Origin of the sequence: Magnetospirillum sp. 15-1 (assembly GCF_900184795.1) — a bacterium.
Classification (GTDB): domain Bacteria; phylum Pseudomonadota; class Alphaproteobacteria; order Rhodospirillales; family Magnetospirillaceae; genus Phaeospirillum.
In genome coordinates this window covers 116,845-131,149 of the sequence record NZ_FXXN01000022.1, presented here as the reverse complement: position 1 = coordinate 131,149, position 14,305 = coordinate 116,845, and the positions used below count along the sequence as shown (strand labels likewise).

15 protein-coding genes are annotated in these 14,305 nt (G+C 66.1%); 9 read left to right on the top strand and 6 right to left on the bottom strand.

Features of this window, described 5'->3' with window-relative positions; genetic code table 11:
- Position 1: 1 nt before the first annotated feature.
- From CP958_RS08680 to CP958_RS08665, 4 genes are all read right to left on the bottom strand, one after another.
- Positions 2 to 1,933, bottom strand: a complete 1,932-nt coding sequence (locus CP958_RS08680; protein ID WP_096701567.1) for a long-chain fatty acid--CoA ligase — start codon at positions 1,931 to 1,933, stop codon at positions 2 to 4.
- Positions 1,933 to 2,748: an ABC transporter ATP-binding protein gene (locus tag CP958_RS08675; protein ID WP_096701566.1), complete on the bottom strand. Its 816-nt coding sequence runs from the start codon at positions 2,746 to 2,748 to the stop codon at positions 1,933 to 1,935. The genes CP958_RS08680 and CP958_RS08675 overlap by 1 nt, the downstream gene beginning before the upstream one ends.
- 132 nt (positions 2,749 to 2,880) lie before the next feature.
- Positions 2,881 to 3,771, bottom strand: coding sequence for a 3-hydroxyisobutyrate dehydrogenase (mmsB, locus tag CP958_RS08670; RefSeq protein ID WP_096701565.1), 891 nt, complete (start codon positions 3,769 to 3,771; stop codon positions 2,881 to 2,883).
- A 28-nt stretch (positions 3,772 to 3,799) separates the two neighbouring features.
- On the bottom strand, positions 3,800 to 4,936 hold the full coding sequence (locus CP958_RS08665) for an acyl-CoA dehydrogenase family protein (protein ID WP_096701564.1): 1,137 nt from the start codon (positions 4,934 to 4,936) through the stop codon (positions 3,800 to 3,802).
- 221 nt (positions 4,937 to 5,157) lie between these two features.
- Between CP958_RS08665 and CP958_RS08660 the strand changes: the two genes are divergently transcribed.
- From CP958_RS08660 to CP958_RS08645, 4 genes are all read left to right on the top strand, one after another.
- Complete coding sequence (locus tag CP958_RS08660; RefSeq protein WP_096701563.1) at positions 5,158 to 5,817, top strand: GntR family transcriptional regulator; 660 nt, start codon at positions 5,158 to 5,160, stop codon at positions 5,815 to 5,817.
- A 215-nt stretch (positions 5,818 to 6,032) separates the two neighbouring features.
- Positions 6,033 to 7,559: a malonyl-CoA synthase gene (locus CP958_RS08655; RefSeq protein ID WP_096701562.1), complete on the top strand. Its 1,527-nt coding sequence runs from the start codon at positions 6,033 to 6,035 to the stop codon at positions 7,557 to 7,559.
- Positions 7,559 to 8,593, top strand: coding sequence for an enoyl-CoA hydratase/isomerase family protein (locus tag CP958_RS08650; RefSeq protein ID WP_096701561.1), 1,035 nt, complete (start codon positions 7,559 to 7,561; stop codon positions 8,591 to 8,593). The genes CP958_RS08655 and CP958_RS08650 overlap by 1 nt, the downstream gene beginning before the upstream one ends.
- 13 nt (positions 8,594 to 8,606) lie before the next feature.
- Positions 8,607 to 9,368, top strand: coding sequence for an SDR family NAD(P)-dependent oxidoreductase (locus CP958_RS08645; protein ID WP_096701560.1), 762 nt, complete (start codon positions 8,607 to 8,609; stop codon positions 9,366 to 9,368).
- A 7-nt stretch (positions 9,369 to 9,375) separates the two neighbouring features.
- Here the strand turns inward: CP958_RS08645 and CP958_RS08640 are convergent, their stop codons facing one another.
- A complete protein-coding gene (locus tag CP958_RS08640; RefSeq protein WP_096701559.1) occupies positions 9,376 to 10,071 on the bottom strand; it encodes a HAMP domain-containing sensor histidine kinase in 696 nt (231 codons plus the stop codon).
- Positions 10,072 to 10,659: 588 nt separating this feature from the next.
- Here CP958_RS08640 and CP958_RS08635 point away from each other — a divergent pair.
- The 3 genes from CP958_RS08635 (at position 10,660) to CP958_RS08625 (ending at position 11,875) form a co-directional block, all read left to right on the top strand.
- Positions 10,660 to 11,187, top strand: a complete 528-nt coding sequence (locus CP958_RS08635) for a helix-turn-helix transcriptional regulator (RefSeq protein WP_096701558.1) — start codon at positions 10,660 to 10,662, stop codon at positions 11,185 to 11,187.
- Positions 11,188 to 11,394: 207 nt separating this feature from the next.
- Positions 11,395 to 11,610 carry a hypothetical protein gene (locus CP958_RS08630; protein WP_096701557.1) on the top strand — a complete coding sequence of 72 codons (216 nt, stop codon included), beginning with the start codon at positions 11,395 to 11,397 and terminating at the stop codon, positions 11,608 to 11,610.
- Between the two features lie 67 nt (positions 11,611 to 11,677).
- On the top strand, positions 11,678 to 11,875 hold the full coding sequence (locus CP958_RS08625) for a CCE_0567 family metalloprotein (protein ID WP_096701556.1): 198 nt from the start codon (positions 11,678 to 11,680) through the stop codon (positions 11,873 to 11,875).
- 10 nt (positions 11,876 to 11,885) lie between these two features.
- Here CP958_RS08625 and murI read toward each other — a convergent pair whose 3' ends face one another.
- Positions 11,886 to 12,707 (bottom strand): glutamate racemase, encoded by an 822-nt coding sequence (gene murI, locus CP958_RS08620; RefSeq protein ID WP_096701555.1) that lies wholly within the window; start codon positions 12,705 to 12,707, stop codon positions 11,886 to 11,888.
- 147 nt (positions 12,708 to 12,854) lie between these two features.
- On the opposite strand from murI, the gene CP958_RS08615 reads away from it, so the two are divergent.
- The gene (locus CP958_RS08615) at positions 12,855 to 13,553 is read left to right on the top strand and encodes a cyclic nucleotide-binding domain-containing protein (RefSeq protein ID WP_096701554.1); all 699 of its coding nucleotides are present in this window, start codon (positions 12,855 to 12,857) and stop codon (positions 13,551 to 13,553) included.
- A 4-nt stretch (positions 13,554 to 13,557) separates the two neighbouring features.
- Positions 13,558 to 14,256 (top strand): helix-turn-helix domain-containing protein, encoded by a 699-nt coding sequence (locus CP958_RS08610; protein WP_096701553.1) that lies wholly within the window; start codon positions 13,558 to 13,560, stop codon positions 14,254 to 14,256.
- The last annotated feature ends 49 nt before the right edge of the window (positions 14,257 to 14,305 follow it).

Here is a 14,305-nt window from a genome sequence, read left to right as displayed (position 1 = left end):
CCTATTCCGCGGCCATCTGTTGGGTGGGGGGCGGCAGCAATGTCACCACCTTCAGCTCGGTCTTGACCCTGGTGGTGGTGCCGTCCTGGAAGGTGATCACCGCGTCCACCGGAACCATGGCGCGATCGGCGTACATGGAATCGATGATGTCGCCGTACTTCTCGTTGATGACGCCTCTGCGCACCTTGCGGGTGCGGGTCAGCTCGCCGTCGTCGGCGTCCAGTTCCTTGTAGAGCAGCAGGAATTTGCGGATGCGCTGGGGCTCGGGCAGGGTGGAATTGACCTTCTCCACCTCGGCCTGCAGCAGGTCGTAGACCTGCGGCTGGGCCGACAGATTGGTGTAGTTGGTGAACGAGATGCCCTTGGACTCCGCCCATTTCGAGACGATGGAGAAGCGGATGCAGATCAGCGCCGAGAGATAGGGCTTGGTATCGCCCAGGATCACCGCCTCGGCGATGAACGGCGAAAACTTCAGCTTGTTCTCGATGAATTGCGGCGAGAAGCGCACGCCATTGGACGTGGTGGCCAAATCCTTGATGCGGTCGATGACCACCAGATGGCCGTTTTCCTTCTTGATGTAGCCGGCGTCGCCGGTCTTCAGCCAGTTGCCGTCCACCAGATCGGCGCCCGAGGCTTCCGGATTGCGGAAATAGCCGGTGAACATGCCGTCGGTGGTCGCCACGATCTCGCCCACCCCGTTGGCGTCGGGATTGTCGATGCGCAATTGGGCGTCGTCGAAGGGGATGCCCACCGAATCGAAGTCGATGTCGCCGGCGCGGTGCACGGTATAGGCGCCGGCCAGTTCGGTCTGGCCGTAGATCTGGCGCAGCGGCACGCCCATGGCCAGGAAGAAGCGGAAGGTGTCCGGCCCCAGCGCCGCGCCGCCGGTGGCGGCCGACTTCAGGAACGAGAAGCCGATGCGGTCCTTGAGCGCGTCGAACAAAATCCAGTCGGCCAGCCTGGAGCGCTTGCCCTGGTCCAGCGCCTTCATGCCCAGCTTCATGCCCAGGTTGAACATCGCCTGCTTGAAGGGGGTGGAATCCATCATGCGGGCCCGCACGTCGGCGGCGATGCCTTCCCACATGCGCGGCGCCAGCAGCACGAAGTTGGGGCCGATTTCCCGCATGTCGGCCATCATCGTCTCGGGTTCCTCGACGAAGTTGACGATGTTGCGGCAGATCAGCGGCTGGGCCACGGCATAGATCTGCTCCATGATCCAAGGCAGCGGCAGCACCGAGACGTAATCATCGCCCGCCGACTTGGGGTCGGCCCGCAAGTAGGCGGTGGAGTGGCGCAGGAACGGCCCAGCCTGCAGCATGGCCAGCTTGGGGTGGGACGTGGTGCCCGACGTGGTGCACAGAATGGCGACATCATCGCCCTTGCCCTTGGACACTTCCTCGTCGAAGCGTCCGGGATTGGCGGCGGCGATCTTCTGGGCCTCGACCCTCAGCTCCTCGGCCGAGATCAGGCGCGGGTCCTTGTGCTTGCGCATGCCGCGCGGGTCGAAATAGACGATATGGCGGATGGTGGGGACTTCGGCGGAAATCTCCAGCAGCTTGTCCACCTGCTCCTCGTCCTCGGCCAGCACGACCGCCGCCCCGGTATAGGACAGCAGGTAGGCCACCTCGGCGTTCATGGAATCGTGGTAGATGCCGAGGCTCATGGCGCCGACCGCATGGGCCGCCACCTCGCCCCACAGGCTCTCCGGGCGGTTCTTGCCCAGGATCGCCACCACGTCGCCGCGCTGCACGCCCAGCGCCAGCATGCCCAGCGCCAGATTTTTTACCCGGTTCAGGTAATCGGCCCAGGTGAAGGCGTTCCAGATGCCGAACTCCTTTTCCCGCATGGCGATGTCGCCCGGCCAGCGCTGGGCGTTGTGCACCAGGGCCTTGGGAAAGGTGTCGTGGATGGAGGTGTCCAAATATTCGCTCATCAGGCCACCTGCTCCCCGGTCGGAGCGGGCTCATCGTCATCGACGCCCAGATAGGCGACCTTGACCCGCTCGTTGTTCATCACCTCGTCGGGCAGGCCCTCGGCGATCTTGCGGCCGAATTCCAGCACCATCACCCGGTGGCTGATGTCCATGACCACGCCCATGTCGTGCTCGATCATGATCACCGTCATGCCCCACTCCTCGTTGAGGTCGACGATGTAGCGGGCCATGTCCTCCTTTTCCTCGAGGTTCATGCCGGCCATGGGCTCGTCCAGCAGGATGACCTTGGGCTCCACCGCCATGGCGCGGGCCAGTTCCACCCTTTTCCGCAAGCCGTAGGGCAAGGTGCCGGCCACTGCCTTCCTGATGTGGGCGATCTCCAGGAAGTCGATGATGTCTTCCACCTTGCGGCGATGGGCCAGTTCTTCCCTGCGTGCCCCGCTGCCCCAGTACAGCGCGCCGGTGACGGCGTTGTTGGAGAGCAGGTGGTGGCGGCCGACCATGATGTTGTCGAGCACGCTCATATGGCCGAACAGCGCCAGATTCTGGAAGGTGCGGCCCAGGCCCAGCGTGGCGCGCACGTTGGGCGACAGGGGGGTGACGTCGCGGCCGTCCATGAGCACCCGGCCCGAGGTCGGCCGGTAGCGCCCCGAGACGCAGTTGAGCATGGAGGTCTTGCCGGCGCCGTTGGGGCCGATGATGGAGAACAGCTCTCCCTTGTTGACCTGGAAGCTGACCTCGGTCAGCGCACGCACGCCGCCAAAGGCCAGCGACACGTCGCGCACTTCCAGAACCGGTGTATCCGATACGGACATCGTCTATCGCTCCCGAACCGGGGCGGCGCCTTCATGGCGCCTGCCCCGAACCACCCTGAGGACCCATCTTTGCGTGAGCCTTATTCACTTTGAAAACGAGCATACGTTTTTTTAATTGCCGTGCAAGCGTGTTCAGTTTTTGCCGCGCAGCATGTGGATGATTCCCGAGAAATCCAGCCCGCCCTGCCCCATTCCCGCCATCATGGCGTAGAGCTGCGCCGCCTCGGCCCCCAGCGGAATGGAGGCGCCGGCCACCTGGGCCGCCTCGACCGCCAGTTTCAAATCCTTCAGCATCATGGCCGCCGCGAAGCCCGCCTTGTACTCGCGGTTGGCGGGCGAGGTGGGCACCGGGCCGGGCACCGGGCAATAGGTGGTCATGGACCAGTTCTGCCCCGACGACTTGGACGAGATGTCGAACAGCTTCTGGGCGTCCAGGCCCAGCTTCTCGGCCAGGGCGAAGGCCTCACAGGTGCCGATCATCGAGATGCCCAGCAGCATGTTGTTGCAGATCTTGGCCGCCTGGCCGTTGCCGGGGCCGCCGGCATGCACGATGGTCTTGCCCATGACGGCCAGGAAGGGCTCGGCGCGGGCGAAGGCGGGCTCGGTGCCGCCCACCATGAAGGTCAGCGTGCCGGCCTCGGCACCGCCCACGCCGCCCGACACCGGAGCATCGATCAGGGCGTGACCGGCCTGGGCCGCCTCGTCGGACAGCAGCCGCGCGGTGGCTACGTCGATGGTCGAGGACTCGATGAACAGGGTGCCCTTGGCGGCGGCGGCGAACAGGCCGTCCTCGCCCAGCATCACCGACTTCACGTGCTGGCCGGCGGGCAGCATGCTGACCACCACCTCGGCGTCCCTGGCGGCATCGGCGGACTTGGCGCAGGGAGTGGCGCCGGCCTCGGCCGCCGCCTTCAGCGCGGCCTCGGACAGATCGAAGGCGGCGACCTTGTGCCCGGCCTTGATCAGGTTGCGCATCATCGGCGCGCCCATGTTGCCCAGACCGATGAACCCGATGCTCGCCATGTGAAGCCTCCCTATGTCGATATGTGTGTCAGCTCGTCAGCGCCCGGCCGATGATCACCCGCATGATCTCGTTGCTGCCTTCCAGGATCTGGTGGACCCTGAGGTCGCGGAAATAGCGCTCGATGGGATATTCCTTGATGTAGCCGTAGCCGCCGTGCAGTTGCAGCGCCGCGTCGGTCACGGCGAAGCCGACGTCGGTGGCCACGCGCTTGGCCATGGCGCAATGGACGGTGGCCTGGGGCAGTTTGTTGTCCAGCGAGTGGGCGGCGCGGTGGATCATCAGCCGCGCCGCCTCCAGCTCGGTGGCCATGTCGGCCAGCTTGAACTGGGTGGCCTGGAAGGCGCTGATGGCCTGGCCGAACTGCTGGCGCTGGCCGGTGTATTCGATGGCGTGCTCGAGGCAGGCCCTGGCCCCGCCCAGGGAGCAGGCGCCGATATTGATGCGGCCGCCGTCCAGGCCCTTCATGGCGATCTTGAAGCCGTCGCCCTCGGCGCCGATGCGGTTGGCGACCGGCACGCGGCAATCCTCGAAGATCACCGAGGCGGTGGGCTGGGTCTTCCAGCCCAGCTTCTTTTCCTGCTTGCCGAAGGACAGGCCGGGGGTGCCGGCCTCCACCACCAGACACGAAATGCCCTTGGGGCCGGGACCGTTGGTGCGCACCATCACCACATAGACGTCGGAGCGCCCGCCACCCGAGATGAAGGCCTTGGTGCCGTTCAGCACATAATGCTCGCCATTGCGCTCCGCCCTGGTGCGCAGGGACGCTGCGTCCGAGCCGGCATTGGGCTCGGTCAGGCAGTAGCTGGCGAAACGCTTCATGGTGCACAGATCGGGCAGGAAGCGCTTGCGCTGCGCCTCGTCGCCGAAGCTGTCGATCATCCATGCCGCCATGTTGTGGATGGAGATATAGGCGGCGGTGGACGGACAGGCGGCGGCCAGTTCCTCGAAGATCAGGGCGGCGTCCAGGCGGGACAGCGCCGAACCGCCCACGTCCTCGCCCACATAGATGCCGGCGAAGCCCAGTTCGGCGGCCTTGCGCAGGCATTCCTCGGGAAAGACCCCGTCTTCGTCCCAGTGGGCGGCAAAGGGCGCCATCTCGCCCTCGGCGAAATCGCGGGCGGCCTGACGAAAAGCCTCCTGGTCCGGTGTCAACCCGAAATCCATGCGCTTCGTATCCCTGAGCCGGGATCTATCGCCCCGGTTGTTGCCGACAAGGGTACCGGTCAACGGCCCCGATGGGTATGGAATTATCACATGGGATGCGCCGGGTCCATCTCTTGTATACGTGATACGCAGTTTTTGTGTCCGAGATGTGGATTGACCTTAGACAGCCGGTCGGGGAGATGTATACTCCATCCCGCCACGATGAGGGTTCTGGAGGCCCGATGAGCGAGCAGAAGAAGCCGGCGACCCGGGCCGACGAGATCCGGCAGGTGATCGAGAAGGAGATCTTCACCGGAGTGCTGCGCCCCGGCACCCGCCTGGACGAGGAGAGTCTGGCCGCCCGCTTCGGCCTGTCGCGCACCCCGGTGCGCGAAGCCATCCTGCAACTGGTCTATTCCGGCCTGGTGGTGAAGAAGCCGCGCCAGGGGGCCGTGGTGGCGCCCTTGGACCTGCACCGCATGGTGCAGATGTTCGAGGTGATGAGCGACGTGGAGGGCTTGTGCGCCCGCTATGCCGCACGGCGCATGTCGCCCGAGGAAAAATCCAGGCTTTCCGCCATGGTGGCCGAGGCCGGCATCCTGTGCGAGGCCCGCGACCTGGACGGTTATTACGCGCTCAACCGCGCCTTCCACGACGCGGTCTACGACGGCAGCCACAACGAGGTTTTAAAGGAGATGGCGCGCTCGCTCTATGCCCGCCTCGCGCCCTATCGCCGCTATCAGCTGAACCATCCCGGCCGCATCGACGGCTCGCTGGCCGAACATGCCGAGGTGGTGGCCGCCATTGTCGCCGCCGACCCCGAGCGCGCCCAGGCGGTGATGCGCAAGCACGTCACCATCCAGGCCGACATCTTTTCGGAATTCGTGTCCATCATGAGCTAGTCTTGTATCCGTGAAAGACGTTTATTGGATACAAAACTGTGGCGCCCCCGTACGGGCTGTGCTATCGAGCCGGGGTAGGATTCAATCAGGATCGTCATGGCCGGGCTTGGCCCGGCCATCCACGTGGTGCCGGGATTGCCCCGCCAGAGGTGCGGACCGGCGTGGATGCCCGGAACGGGTCCGGGCATGACGGCCTAGACGGGGAGAGCGCCCAAATGACCGACAATCTGTTCGAGCTGTTTCGTTCGCGCTTTCCCGCCGACCGCTCACGCACCTTCATCGAGGTGCCCGGCGGCATCACGCTGAGTTATGCCGACCTGGAGGCCGCCAGCGCCCGCTATGCCCATGCCCTGGTGGACGCCGGGGTCAAGCCGGGCGAACGGGTGGCGGTCCAGGTGGACAAGTCGGCCGAGGCGGTGGTGCTCTACCTCGCCTGCGTGCGGGCCGGGGCCATCCTGCTGCCGCTCAACACCGCCTATCAGGCCGGCGAGCTGGAGTATTTCCTGTCCGACGCGGCGCCGTCGGCCGTGGTGTGCCAGCCGCACCGTCTGGCCGAGCTGGAGGGGCTTGCCGTCACGGCGGGGATCAAGACCTGCGTCATGACGCTGGGCGCCAACGGCGACGGCACCTTGCCCGAGCGGGCCGAGGGGCGGAAGGACACCTTCGCCACCGTGCCGAGGGGCGGCGACGACATCGCCGCCATCCTTTATTCCTCGGGCACCACCGGACGGCCCAAGGGTGCCATGATGAGCCACGTCAATCTCGGCTCCAACGCCCAGACCCTGCACAAGCTGTGGGGCTTCAGGCCCGACGACGTGCTGCTGCACTGCCTGCCCATTTTCCATACCCACGGGCTGTTCGTGGCCATCAACTGCGTGCTGCTGAACGGCGGCCCGATGATCTTCTGCCCCAAGTTCGATGCGGAGCAGGCCATCGGCCTTCTGAAGCGCGCCACGGTGTTCATGGGGGTGCCCACCTTCTACACCCGTTTCCTGACCAGCCCCAATCTGACGCCCGAGGCCTGCTCCCATATGCGGCTGTTCATCTCGGGCTCGGCGCCGCTGCTGGAAGAGACCTTCAACGCCTTCAAGGACAAGACCGGCTTCACCATCCTGGAACGCTACGGCATGACCGAGGGCGGCATGTTCACCTCCAACCCGCTGGACGGCGATCGCCGGGCCGGAACGGTGGGCTTTCCGCTGCCCGACGTGGAACTGCGCATCACCGGCGAGGAGGGCCAGGTACTGCCCCAGGGAGAGGTTGGCATCATCGAGGTCAAGGGGCCCAACATCTTCAAGGGCTACTGGAACATGCCCGAGAAGACCAAGGCCGAGTTCACCGAGGACGGCTTCTTCAAGTCGGGCGACGTGGGCGTCGTCGACGGGCGGGGCTATGTCTCCATTGTCGGCCGGGCCAAGGATTTGATCATTTCGGGCGGCTACAACGTCTATCCCAAGGAGGTGGAGGACTTCATCGACCGCTTGGCCGGCGTGGTGGAATCCGCGGTGGTCGGCATGCCCCATCCCGATTTCGGCGAGGCCGGACTGGCCGTCGTCGTGGCCGAGAAGGGCGCCGCCCTGACGCCGGAGGCGGTGATCGACGCGCTGAAGGGGCGCCTCGCCAATTACAAGGTGCCCAAGCAGGCGGTGGTGGTGAGCGAACTGCCGCGCAACGCCATGGGCAAGGTGCAGAAGAACGTGTTGCGCGACAGCTACGCCGCCATGTGGAAGGCCAATCTGTGATGAGCTCCGAGATCCATTTCGACCGCACCGGCCATCTGGGCCGCATCACCCTTGACCGGCCCAAGGCGCTGAACGCCCTGACCCTCGATCAGGTCCACGCCATGCATCCCAAGCTGGATGCCTGGGCGGCCGATGCCGACGTGGCCTGCATCACCATCGAGGGAGCGGGGGAAAAAGCCTTCTGCGCCGGCGGCGACATCAAGCGGCTGTACGAGGCCTGCAAGGCCGGTGAACTGGAGTTCGTCGGAGCCTTCTACCGCGACGAATACCGCCTCAACCGCCGCATCAAGACCAGCCCCAAGCCCTACGTGGCGCTGATCGACGGCATCGTCATGGGCGGCGGGGTCGGCGTCTCGGTGCATGGGCTTTACCGCGTCGCCACCGAGCGTACCCTGTTCGCCATGCCGGAAACCGGCATCGGCTTCTTTCCCGATGTGGGCGGCTCGTACTTCCTGCCCCGTCTGCCGGGTGCCATCGGCATGTATCTCGGCCTGACCGGCGCCCGGCTGAAGGCGGCCGACGCCCTGCATGTGGGCGTCGCCACCCATTACGTGGAAAGCGGCCAATTGCCCGCCCTGATCGAGGCGCTGTCCGAAGCGCGTGACGCCGCCGAGGTCAAGTCGACCCTGGACGGCTTCGCCAGTGATCCCGGCATGGCCGCCATCGATGCCAGGCGCCAACTGATCGACCGCTGTTTCGGCAAGGCCAGTCTGGCCGAGGTGTTGGCCGCCCTGGAAGGCGAGAGCGACCCCTTCGCCGCCGAGACTCTGGCGACCTTGCGGGCCAAGTCGCCCCATCTGGTGGCGGTCAGCTTCGAGATGATCCGGCGCGGCGCGGCGCTGTCGTTCGATGAGTGCATGCGCATGGAATTCCGTCTGGCCCTGGCCCTGGCGCCCGCCCATGACTTCGTCGAGGGTGTCCGCGCCCTGCTGATCGACCGCGACAACACGCCTGCCTGGAACCCGGCGGGAAGCGCGGCCCAGGTGCTGGCGCATTTCGATGCGGTACCGGCCTGCGGCGACATCACCTTCTGACAGGGGAAAGACAATGAACGTCAACGGATTGGCCGCCATCGTCACCGGCGGCGGCTCGGGCCTGGGGCAGGCCACCGCGCGCGCTCTTGCCAAGGCCGGCGCCAAGGTCACGGTGTTCGACATCAACGGGGCCAATGCCGAGGCCACCGCCAGGGAGATCGGCGGCGCCTTCGCCCAATGCGACGTCACCGATGAGGCCTCGACCCTGGCCGCCCTGGCCAAGGCCCGCGACGCCCACGGCCCGGCCCGCATCGCCGTCAGCTGCGCCGGGGTGGTGACGCCGGGCAAGGTGGTGGGGCGCAAGGGCCCTATGCCGCTGGAGACCTTCGCCCGCGTCATCCAGGTCAATCTGGTGGGCACCTTCAACGTCATGCGTCTGGCCGCCGCCGACATGGCCGGGCTGGAGCCCCTGGAGGGCGGTGAGCGCGGCGTCATCGTCAACACCGCCTCCATCGCCGCCTGGGACGGGCAGGTGGGGCAGTGCGCCTACGCCTCATCCAAGGGCGGCGTCGCCGCCCTGTCGCTGCCCGCCGCCCGCGAACTGGCGCCGCTGGGTATCCGGGTCATGGCGGTGGCACCGGGCTACATGGAGACTCCCATGCTGGCCGGCATGCCCGACGAGGTGATGGACGGGCTGGTGGCCTCCACCCTGTTCCCCCATCGTCTGGGACGCCCGGAGGAATTCGCCAAGATGGTGCTGGCCATCTGCGACAATCCCATGCTCAACGGCAGTGCCATCCGTCTGGACGGTGCGGTCAGGATGCCGCCGCAATAGTGGGGAATCAGCCGGTGATGGGCAGGGTCACGATGAAGCGGCTGCCCTCGCCGACCTGTGATTCGACATCGATGCGGCCGCCGTGCGCCTCTGCCACCCGCGAGCAGATATAAAGGCCCAGGCCGGTGGACGGCTCGCCCGAGGTGCCGGAGGTGCCGCCGCCGAAGGGCTGGAACAACTGGCCGATCCGGCCGGGAGCGATGCCGCAGCCCTGATCCGCGACGATCAGGCGGGCCTGGCCTCTTCCGACCTCGGTGGCGACCCGGATGCTGCGGCCTTCGGTCGAGAATTTCACGGCATTGCCGATCAGGTTGTTCAGCAGTTGGGTGATCTTGAGCGGGTCGACGGAGGCGACGACCTGATCGCGGGGCGGTTCCGTCTCGATGGCGATGCCCTTGGCCTCGGCTCCCAGGCGGGCCATGGCGACGGCGGCTTCGGCCAGATCGCCGAGATCGACGGGCTGACGGTCGAGGCGGAGTCTGCCGTTCTCGATGGTCGAGAACCACAGCATGTCCTCGGTGAGGGCCATCATGAAGTGGCTGGCCTTGGCGATCTGCTCGATATAGCCGGCATCGGTCGCGCTGAGCGTCCTGCGGGTCAGCAGCAATTCGGTATAGGCATTGATCACCGACAGGGGGCCGCGCAGGTCGTGCGCCACGATTCCCACCATGGGAACGGCGTGCCGATCGAATGCCGAGGTCATGCCCGCTCTATCCCGGCATGAGGTTGTGTATGGTCGGAAGGCATCCCATTTGTCATAATGCGGATCGGTTGTGTGCGCCTTGTCATCGTCGGTCGACCTTCCGATTTTGATCGTGACCAGTTGGCTTTGGGGAGCCTATAGTCGAGGAGGGTAGGATGCTTGCCGAGGAGCATGCGGCGGAACTCATTGTCCGACGGCCTGAAATCGAGCGAGGGGACCGGTATCGCACGACGGCTCCGTTTCAGCGGCCTTGCCGGCCTCATCCGAATCGAGCGTCGTCGAGATATATCGCTATGGCGGTATCTCGGCACGGGGCTTGCGCCGGCTTCCTTCCATCAGCTTTCGATCTTCGGCATCCGGGTGGTGATCCTCAGTTCTTGCCATAGCCGACCGTGCCAGTGTCCGAGAGGGCGTGGGGTTCAATGAGTGGAAAAACCATAAGCTGCTTTTTGCCATTTGACAAGCCTCTGATCGCGGCTGGGTGCTTTCCTTATACAGCTTTGAATTTAATGGAAAAACTTGGGGGTGGGTGATGGGTTGTAGACGGCGCGAAGGCGGTTTTTGCCCTAAAATAGCGAGCCCTTCCCCATGGCCAGGGACCTGAAGCCGAAGACACCACTCGCCGAGCGTCTCGTCGCTGCACGCCTGTATCTTCAGCTTGGCAGGGACGACCTGGCCAAGGCGTTGGGGTGGAACCGGAGCACCCTGGCAAAATACGAGCAAGGGGCCAGCCAGCCTGATTTCGGCTTTCTCGATCGGTTGCAGGACGGATTCGGAATCTCTCTCGACTGGGTGATCACCGGGCGGGGAGTCATGTGCCCGGATCAGGATGCCGCGCAGCCGGCCGCGGAATCGTCTGCCGTGCCGCAGGGCATGGACGAGGGATTGCTGGCGGCGGTGATCGAGGGGGTGATCGAGGCTCACGGAGGGGAACTGTCCCGTCTGCCCTCGCCACAGCTCGGCCGGGCCATCGCCCTGATGTATGCCGATCTGGTCGCTACCTACGACAGCCACGCCGACCGCATGGTCGGGCTCAGGCTGGCCCTGCGGAACGTCTGCCGCGATTTGCTGCCGCCCAAGGCGCCGGGGCGGGGCGGGGGAAAGCGGCTGGTCTGAACGGGTCGCGGTGTCGCCACATCCGCACGACATTGACTTTAGTCATATATGACGTTAGCGTTATACGCATGATTGCGCATTGCCTTGAGCGTGCCACAATCGTGCCTAGACTGCTTGGCCGGGACCAAGCGTCACGGAACCTTCGCTTGTTCGCGAGGGGCTGTGGCCCTAGGAATCCCGCACCGAAACAAGGACGACCAGACCATCATGACCCCGACCCTCGACGAATATTGCCATTGCCCCCACTGTGGACGCCGGACCCGGCATTCCGTGGTGCGTGAGCGGGTCGTCGCCCCGGTTCTGTGGTGCCTGTCCTGCTTCCGCACGCGGGTCGAGGTGGTGGGCGGCCACGCCGACGCCATGCCGAGCCCCCGGCCGGCACGTCCCGCCGACGCGGGGCAGTCCCTCCGTCTGGCCGGTTGATGGGGCGGGTGGGGTAAGGCTACACTCGCCTTGCCGCCACGCCCCTCATACCGGAGTTTCCCGTATCATGAGCGACGTCGAAGCCCTCAAGGCCGAGGTCAGGAAGCTGAACGCCCAGGCGACCCAGGCCAAGATGGACCTGCACGACCTGTCCGAGGAACTGCCCATCGGCTGGGAGAAAATCCCCGATGTGGCGGCCTCCTGCCACGACCTCTACGCCCGTCTGGCCCAGGCCCGCGCCGCCCTGAAGGCGGCGACCGGCTGAGCGTCCGAAGTCAGCCGAGGTCGATGGCCTCGACCTCGGCTGCCTCGATAATCCAGGGCACGAAGACCCGCGACACCCGGGCGAAACGCTCCGGGGCGTCGGTGGCGAGATAGCGCACCCGCGCTTCGCCGCCCTCGCTCCGCAGATTGCGCAGCGACAGCAGGTCCTCCAGCACCATGGCGGTGGTGGAGGCGGAATCCACCACCGCCACGTCGCGGCCCAGCAGGCGGCGGAACAGCGGCGCCAGGGCGGGGAAGTGGGTGCAGCCCAACAACAGGCAGTCAGCGGCCTCGGGGCCGGTGAACAGCGGGTCCAGGTAATGCCGGGCGATCTGTTCGGCGATGGGGCCGTCCACCAGACCTTCCTCGACCATAGGGACGAACAGCGGGCAGGGAAGCTGGGTCACCTGGGCATTGGGCCGCGAATGCAGGATGGCACGCGGATAGGACCCGGCCTGCACGGCGCTTTCCGTGGCGATGACCACGATGCGGCCCCGAGCCGAGGCCGCCGCGGCGGCCGCCGCGCCCGGCTCCACCACGCCGATCACCGGCAGGCCGGGAAAGGCGGCGCGCAGCGCCTCCAGCGCGTGGGCCGACGACGTGTTGTCGGCCACCAGCAGCGCCTTGATGCCGTAGGAGGCCAGGCGTCTGGTGGCCTCCAGGGCATAGGCCGCCACGGTCTGGGCGCTCTTGGTGCCGTAGGGCAGGCGCGCCGTATCACCCAGATAGATCAGCGACTCGCCCGGCAGGCGTTCCCGCACCGCCTTCAGCACGGTCAGCCCCCCGACGCCCGAGTCGAAGATGCCGATGGGAAGATGGGGGCTGTCGGTCATGATGATCCGGATGGGAGAATTAGGTCTGCTGCATACTTAGACCTCTGCCGGACCTCCGGCAAGGGGACGTATTTAGGGGCTGGAACCGCCCGGCACTTCGTCGTACGGTGCCCTCCGATTGACCGGAGTCACACGAAGGAAGCCGTAATGACGCAGGCGCTCGACCGCGAGGTGCTGCTGCAACTGCAATTCGCGCCGCTGTTTACCGGCCTGGCCGAGAAGGACGTCCGCGAGCTTCTCGACGGCGCCGAACTGCTGGTCCTCACCCACGAGGAACTGCTCTACCGCGAGGACGGGCCGGTGGACCGCTTCTACGTGGTGCTGGACGGCCACGTGGAACTGTCGGTGGACGTGGACGGCAAGAAGAGCGTGGTCGAGGTGGCGCGCCGCGCCGCCGTGCTGGCCGATGCCGCCATGTTCGGCCCCCGGCGCTACATCATGAGCGCCCGCGTGCTGACCAGCGCCACCCTGCTGGCCATTCCCGCCGATTCGTTCCGCGCCCGCCTGGAAGAGCGCCTGGACATCATGCTGCACATGCTGACCACCATGAGCTTCCGGCTGCGCATGCTGGTCCGCCAGATCGCCGAACTGAAGCTGAAGACCACCGCCCAGCGCCTGGGGTCCTTCCTGCTGACCATGGTGGAGGCGGAGGAGGGCAAGGCCGAGTTGCGCTTTCCCTACGACAAGAAGCTGGTGGCCGACCAGTTGGGCATGAAGCCGGAAAGCCTGTCCCGCGCGCTCGGCAAGCTGGGACGCATCGGCGTCGAATCCCTGCCCGACAATCTGGTGGTCGTCGCCGACGTGGCCCGGTTGCGCGAATTCTGCGCCGAAGAAGAGATGGGATAGGCTGATGGCACTCACCCCCGCCGAACTGGATCTTGTCGCCAAGGCCCCCCTGCTGGCCGGTCTGTCCCCCGCCGATCTGGCCCTGCTGATGGACGGCGCCCATTCCGCCGCCTATCCCGAGACCGAACTGCTGTTCAGCCAGGGGGACAAGGCCGACCGCTTCTTCATCCTGCTGGAAGGCCGGGTCAACGTCTTCGCCCTGACCGAAACCGGCGACCAGTCGATCATCGAGGTGTTCGACCCCATCGTGTCGTTCGCCGAGGCCGCCATCTTCTCGTCGGGTATCTTTCCGCTCAACGCCGAGGTGATGGCCGGGTCCCGGCTGATTCACGTGCCCGCCTCGCTGTTCCTGAAGCGTCTGGCCGACAACCGCTCGCTGGGCCTGCTGCTGCTGGGCGGCCTGTCCCAGTGGCAGTTCCGTCTGGTGCACGAGATCAGCGAGTTGAAGAGCAAGTCGCCGGGTCAGCGTCTCGCCACCTTCCTGCTGGCCCTGGCGGCCAAGGCGGGGGCCGACACCGCCGGCCGCGTGCGCCTGCCGCTGACCAAGGCGGTGCTGGCCAGCCGCATCGGCATCGCGCCGGAAAGCCTGTCGCGCGCCTTGAACCGCCTCAAGGCCTTCGGGGTCGAGACCCATGGCCGCGAGGTGGAGATCACCGATATCGAGGCCCTGCGCCGCATGGTGCGCGAGGGCGGCGGCGAATAGCCGCCCCTCGGTGGGCCGAAGAGTGGCCGGCGGGTCCCAATGCATCCAA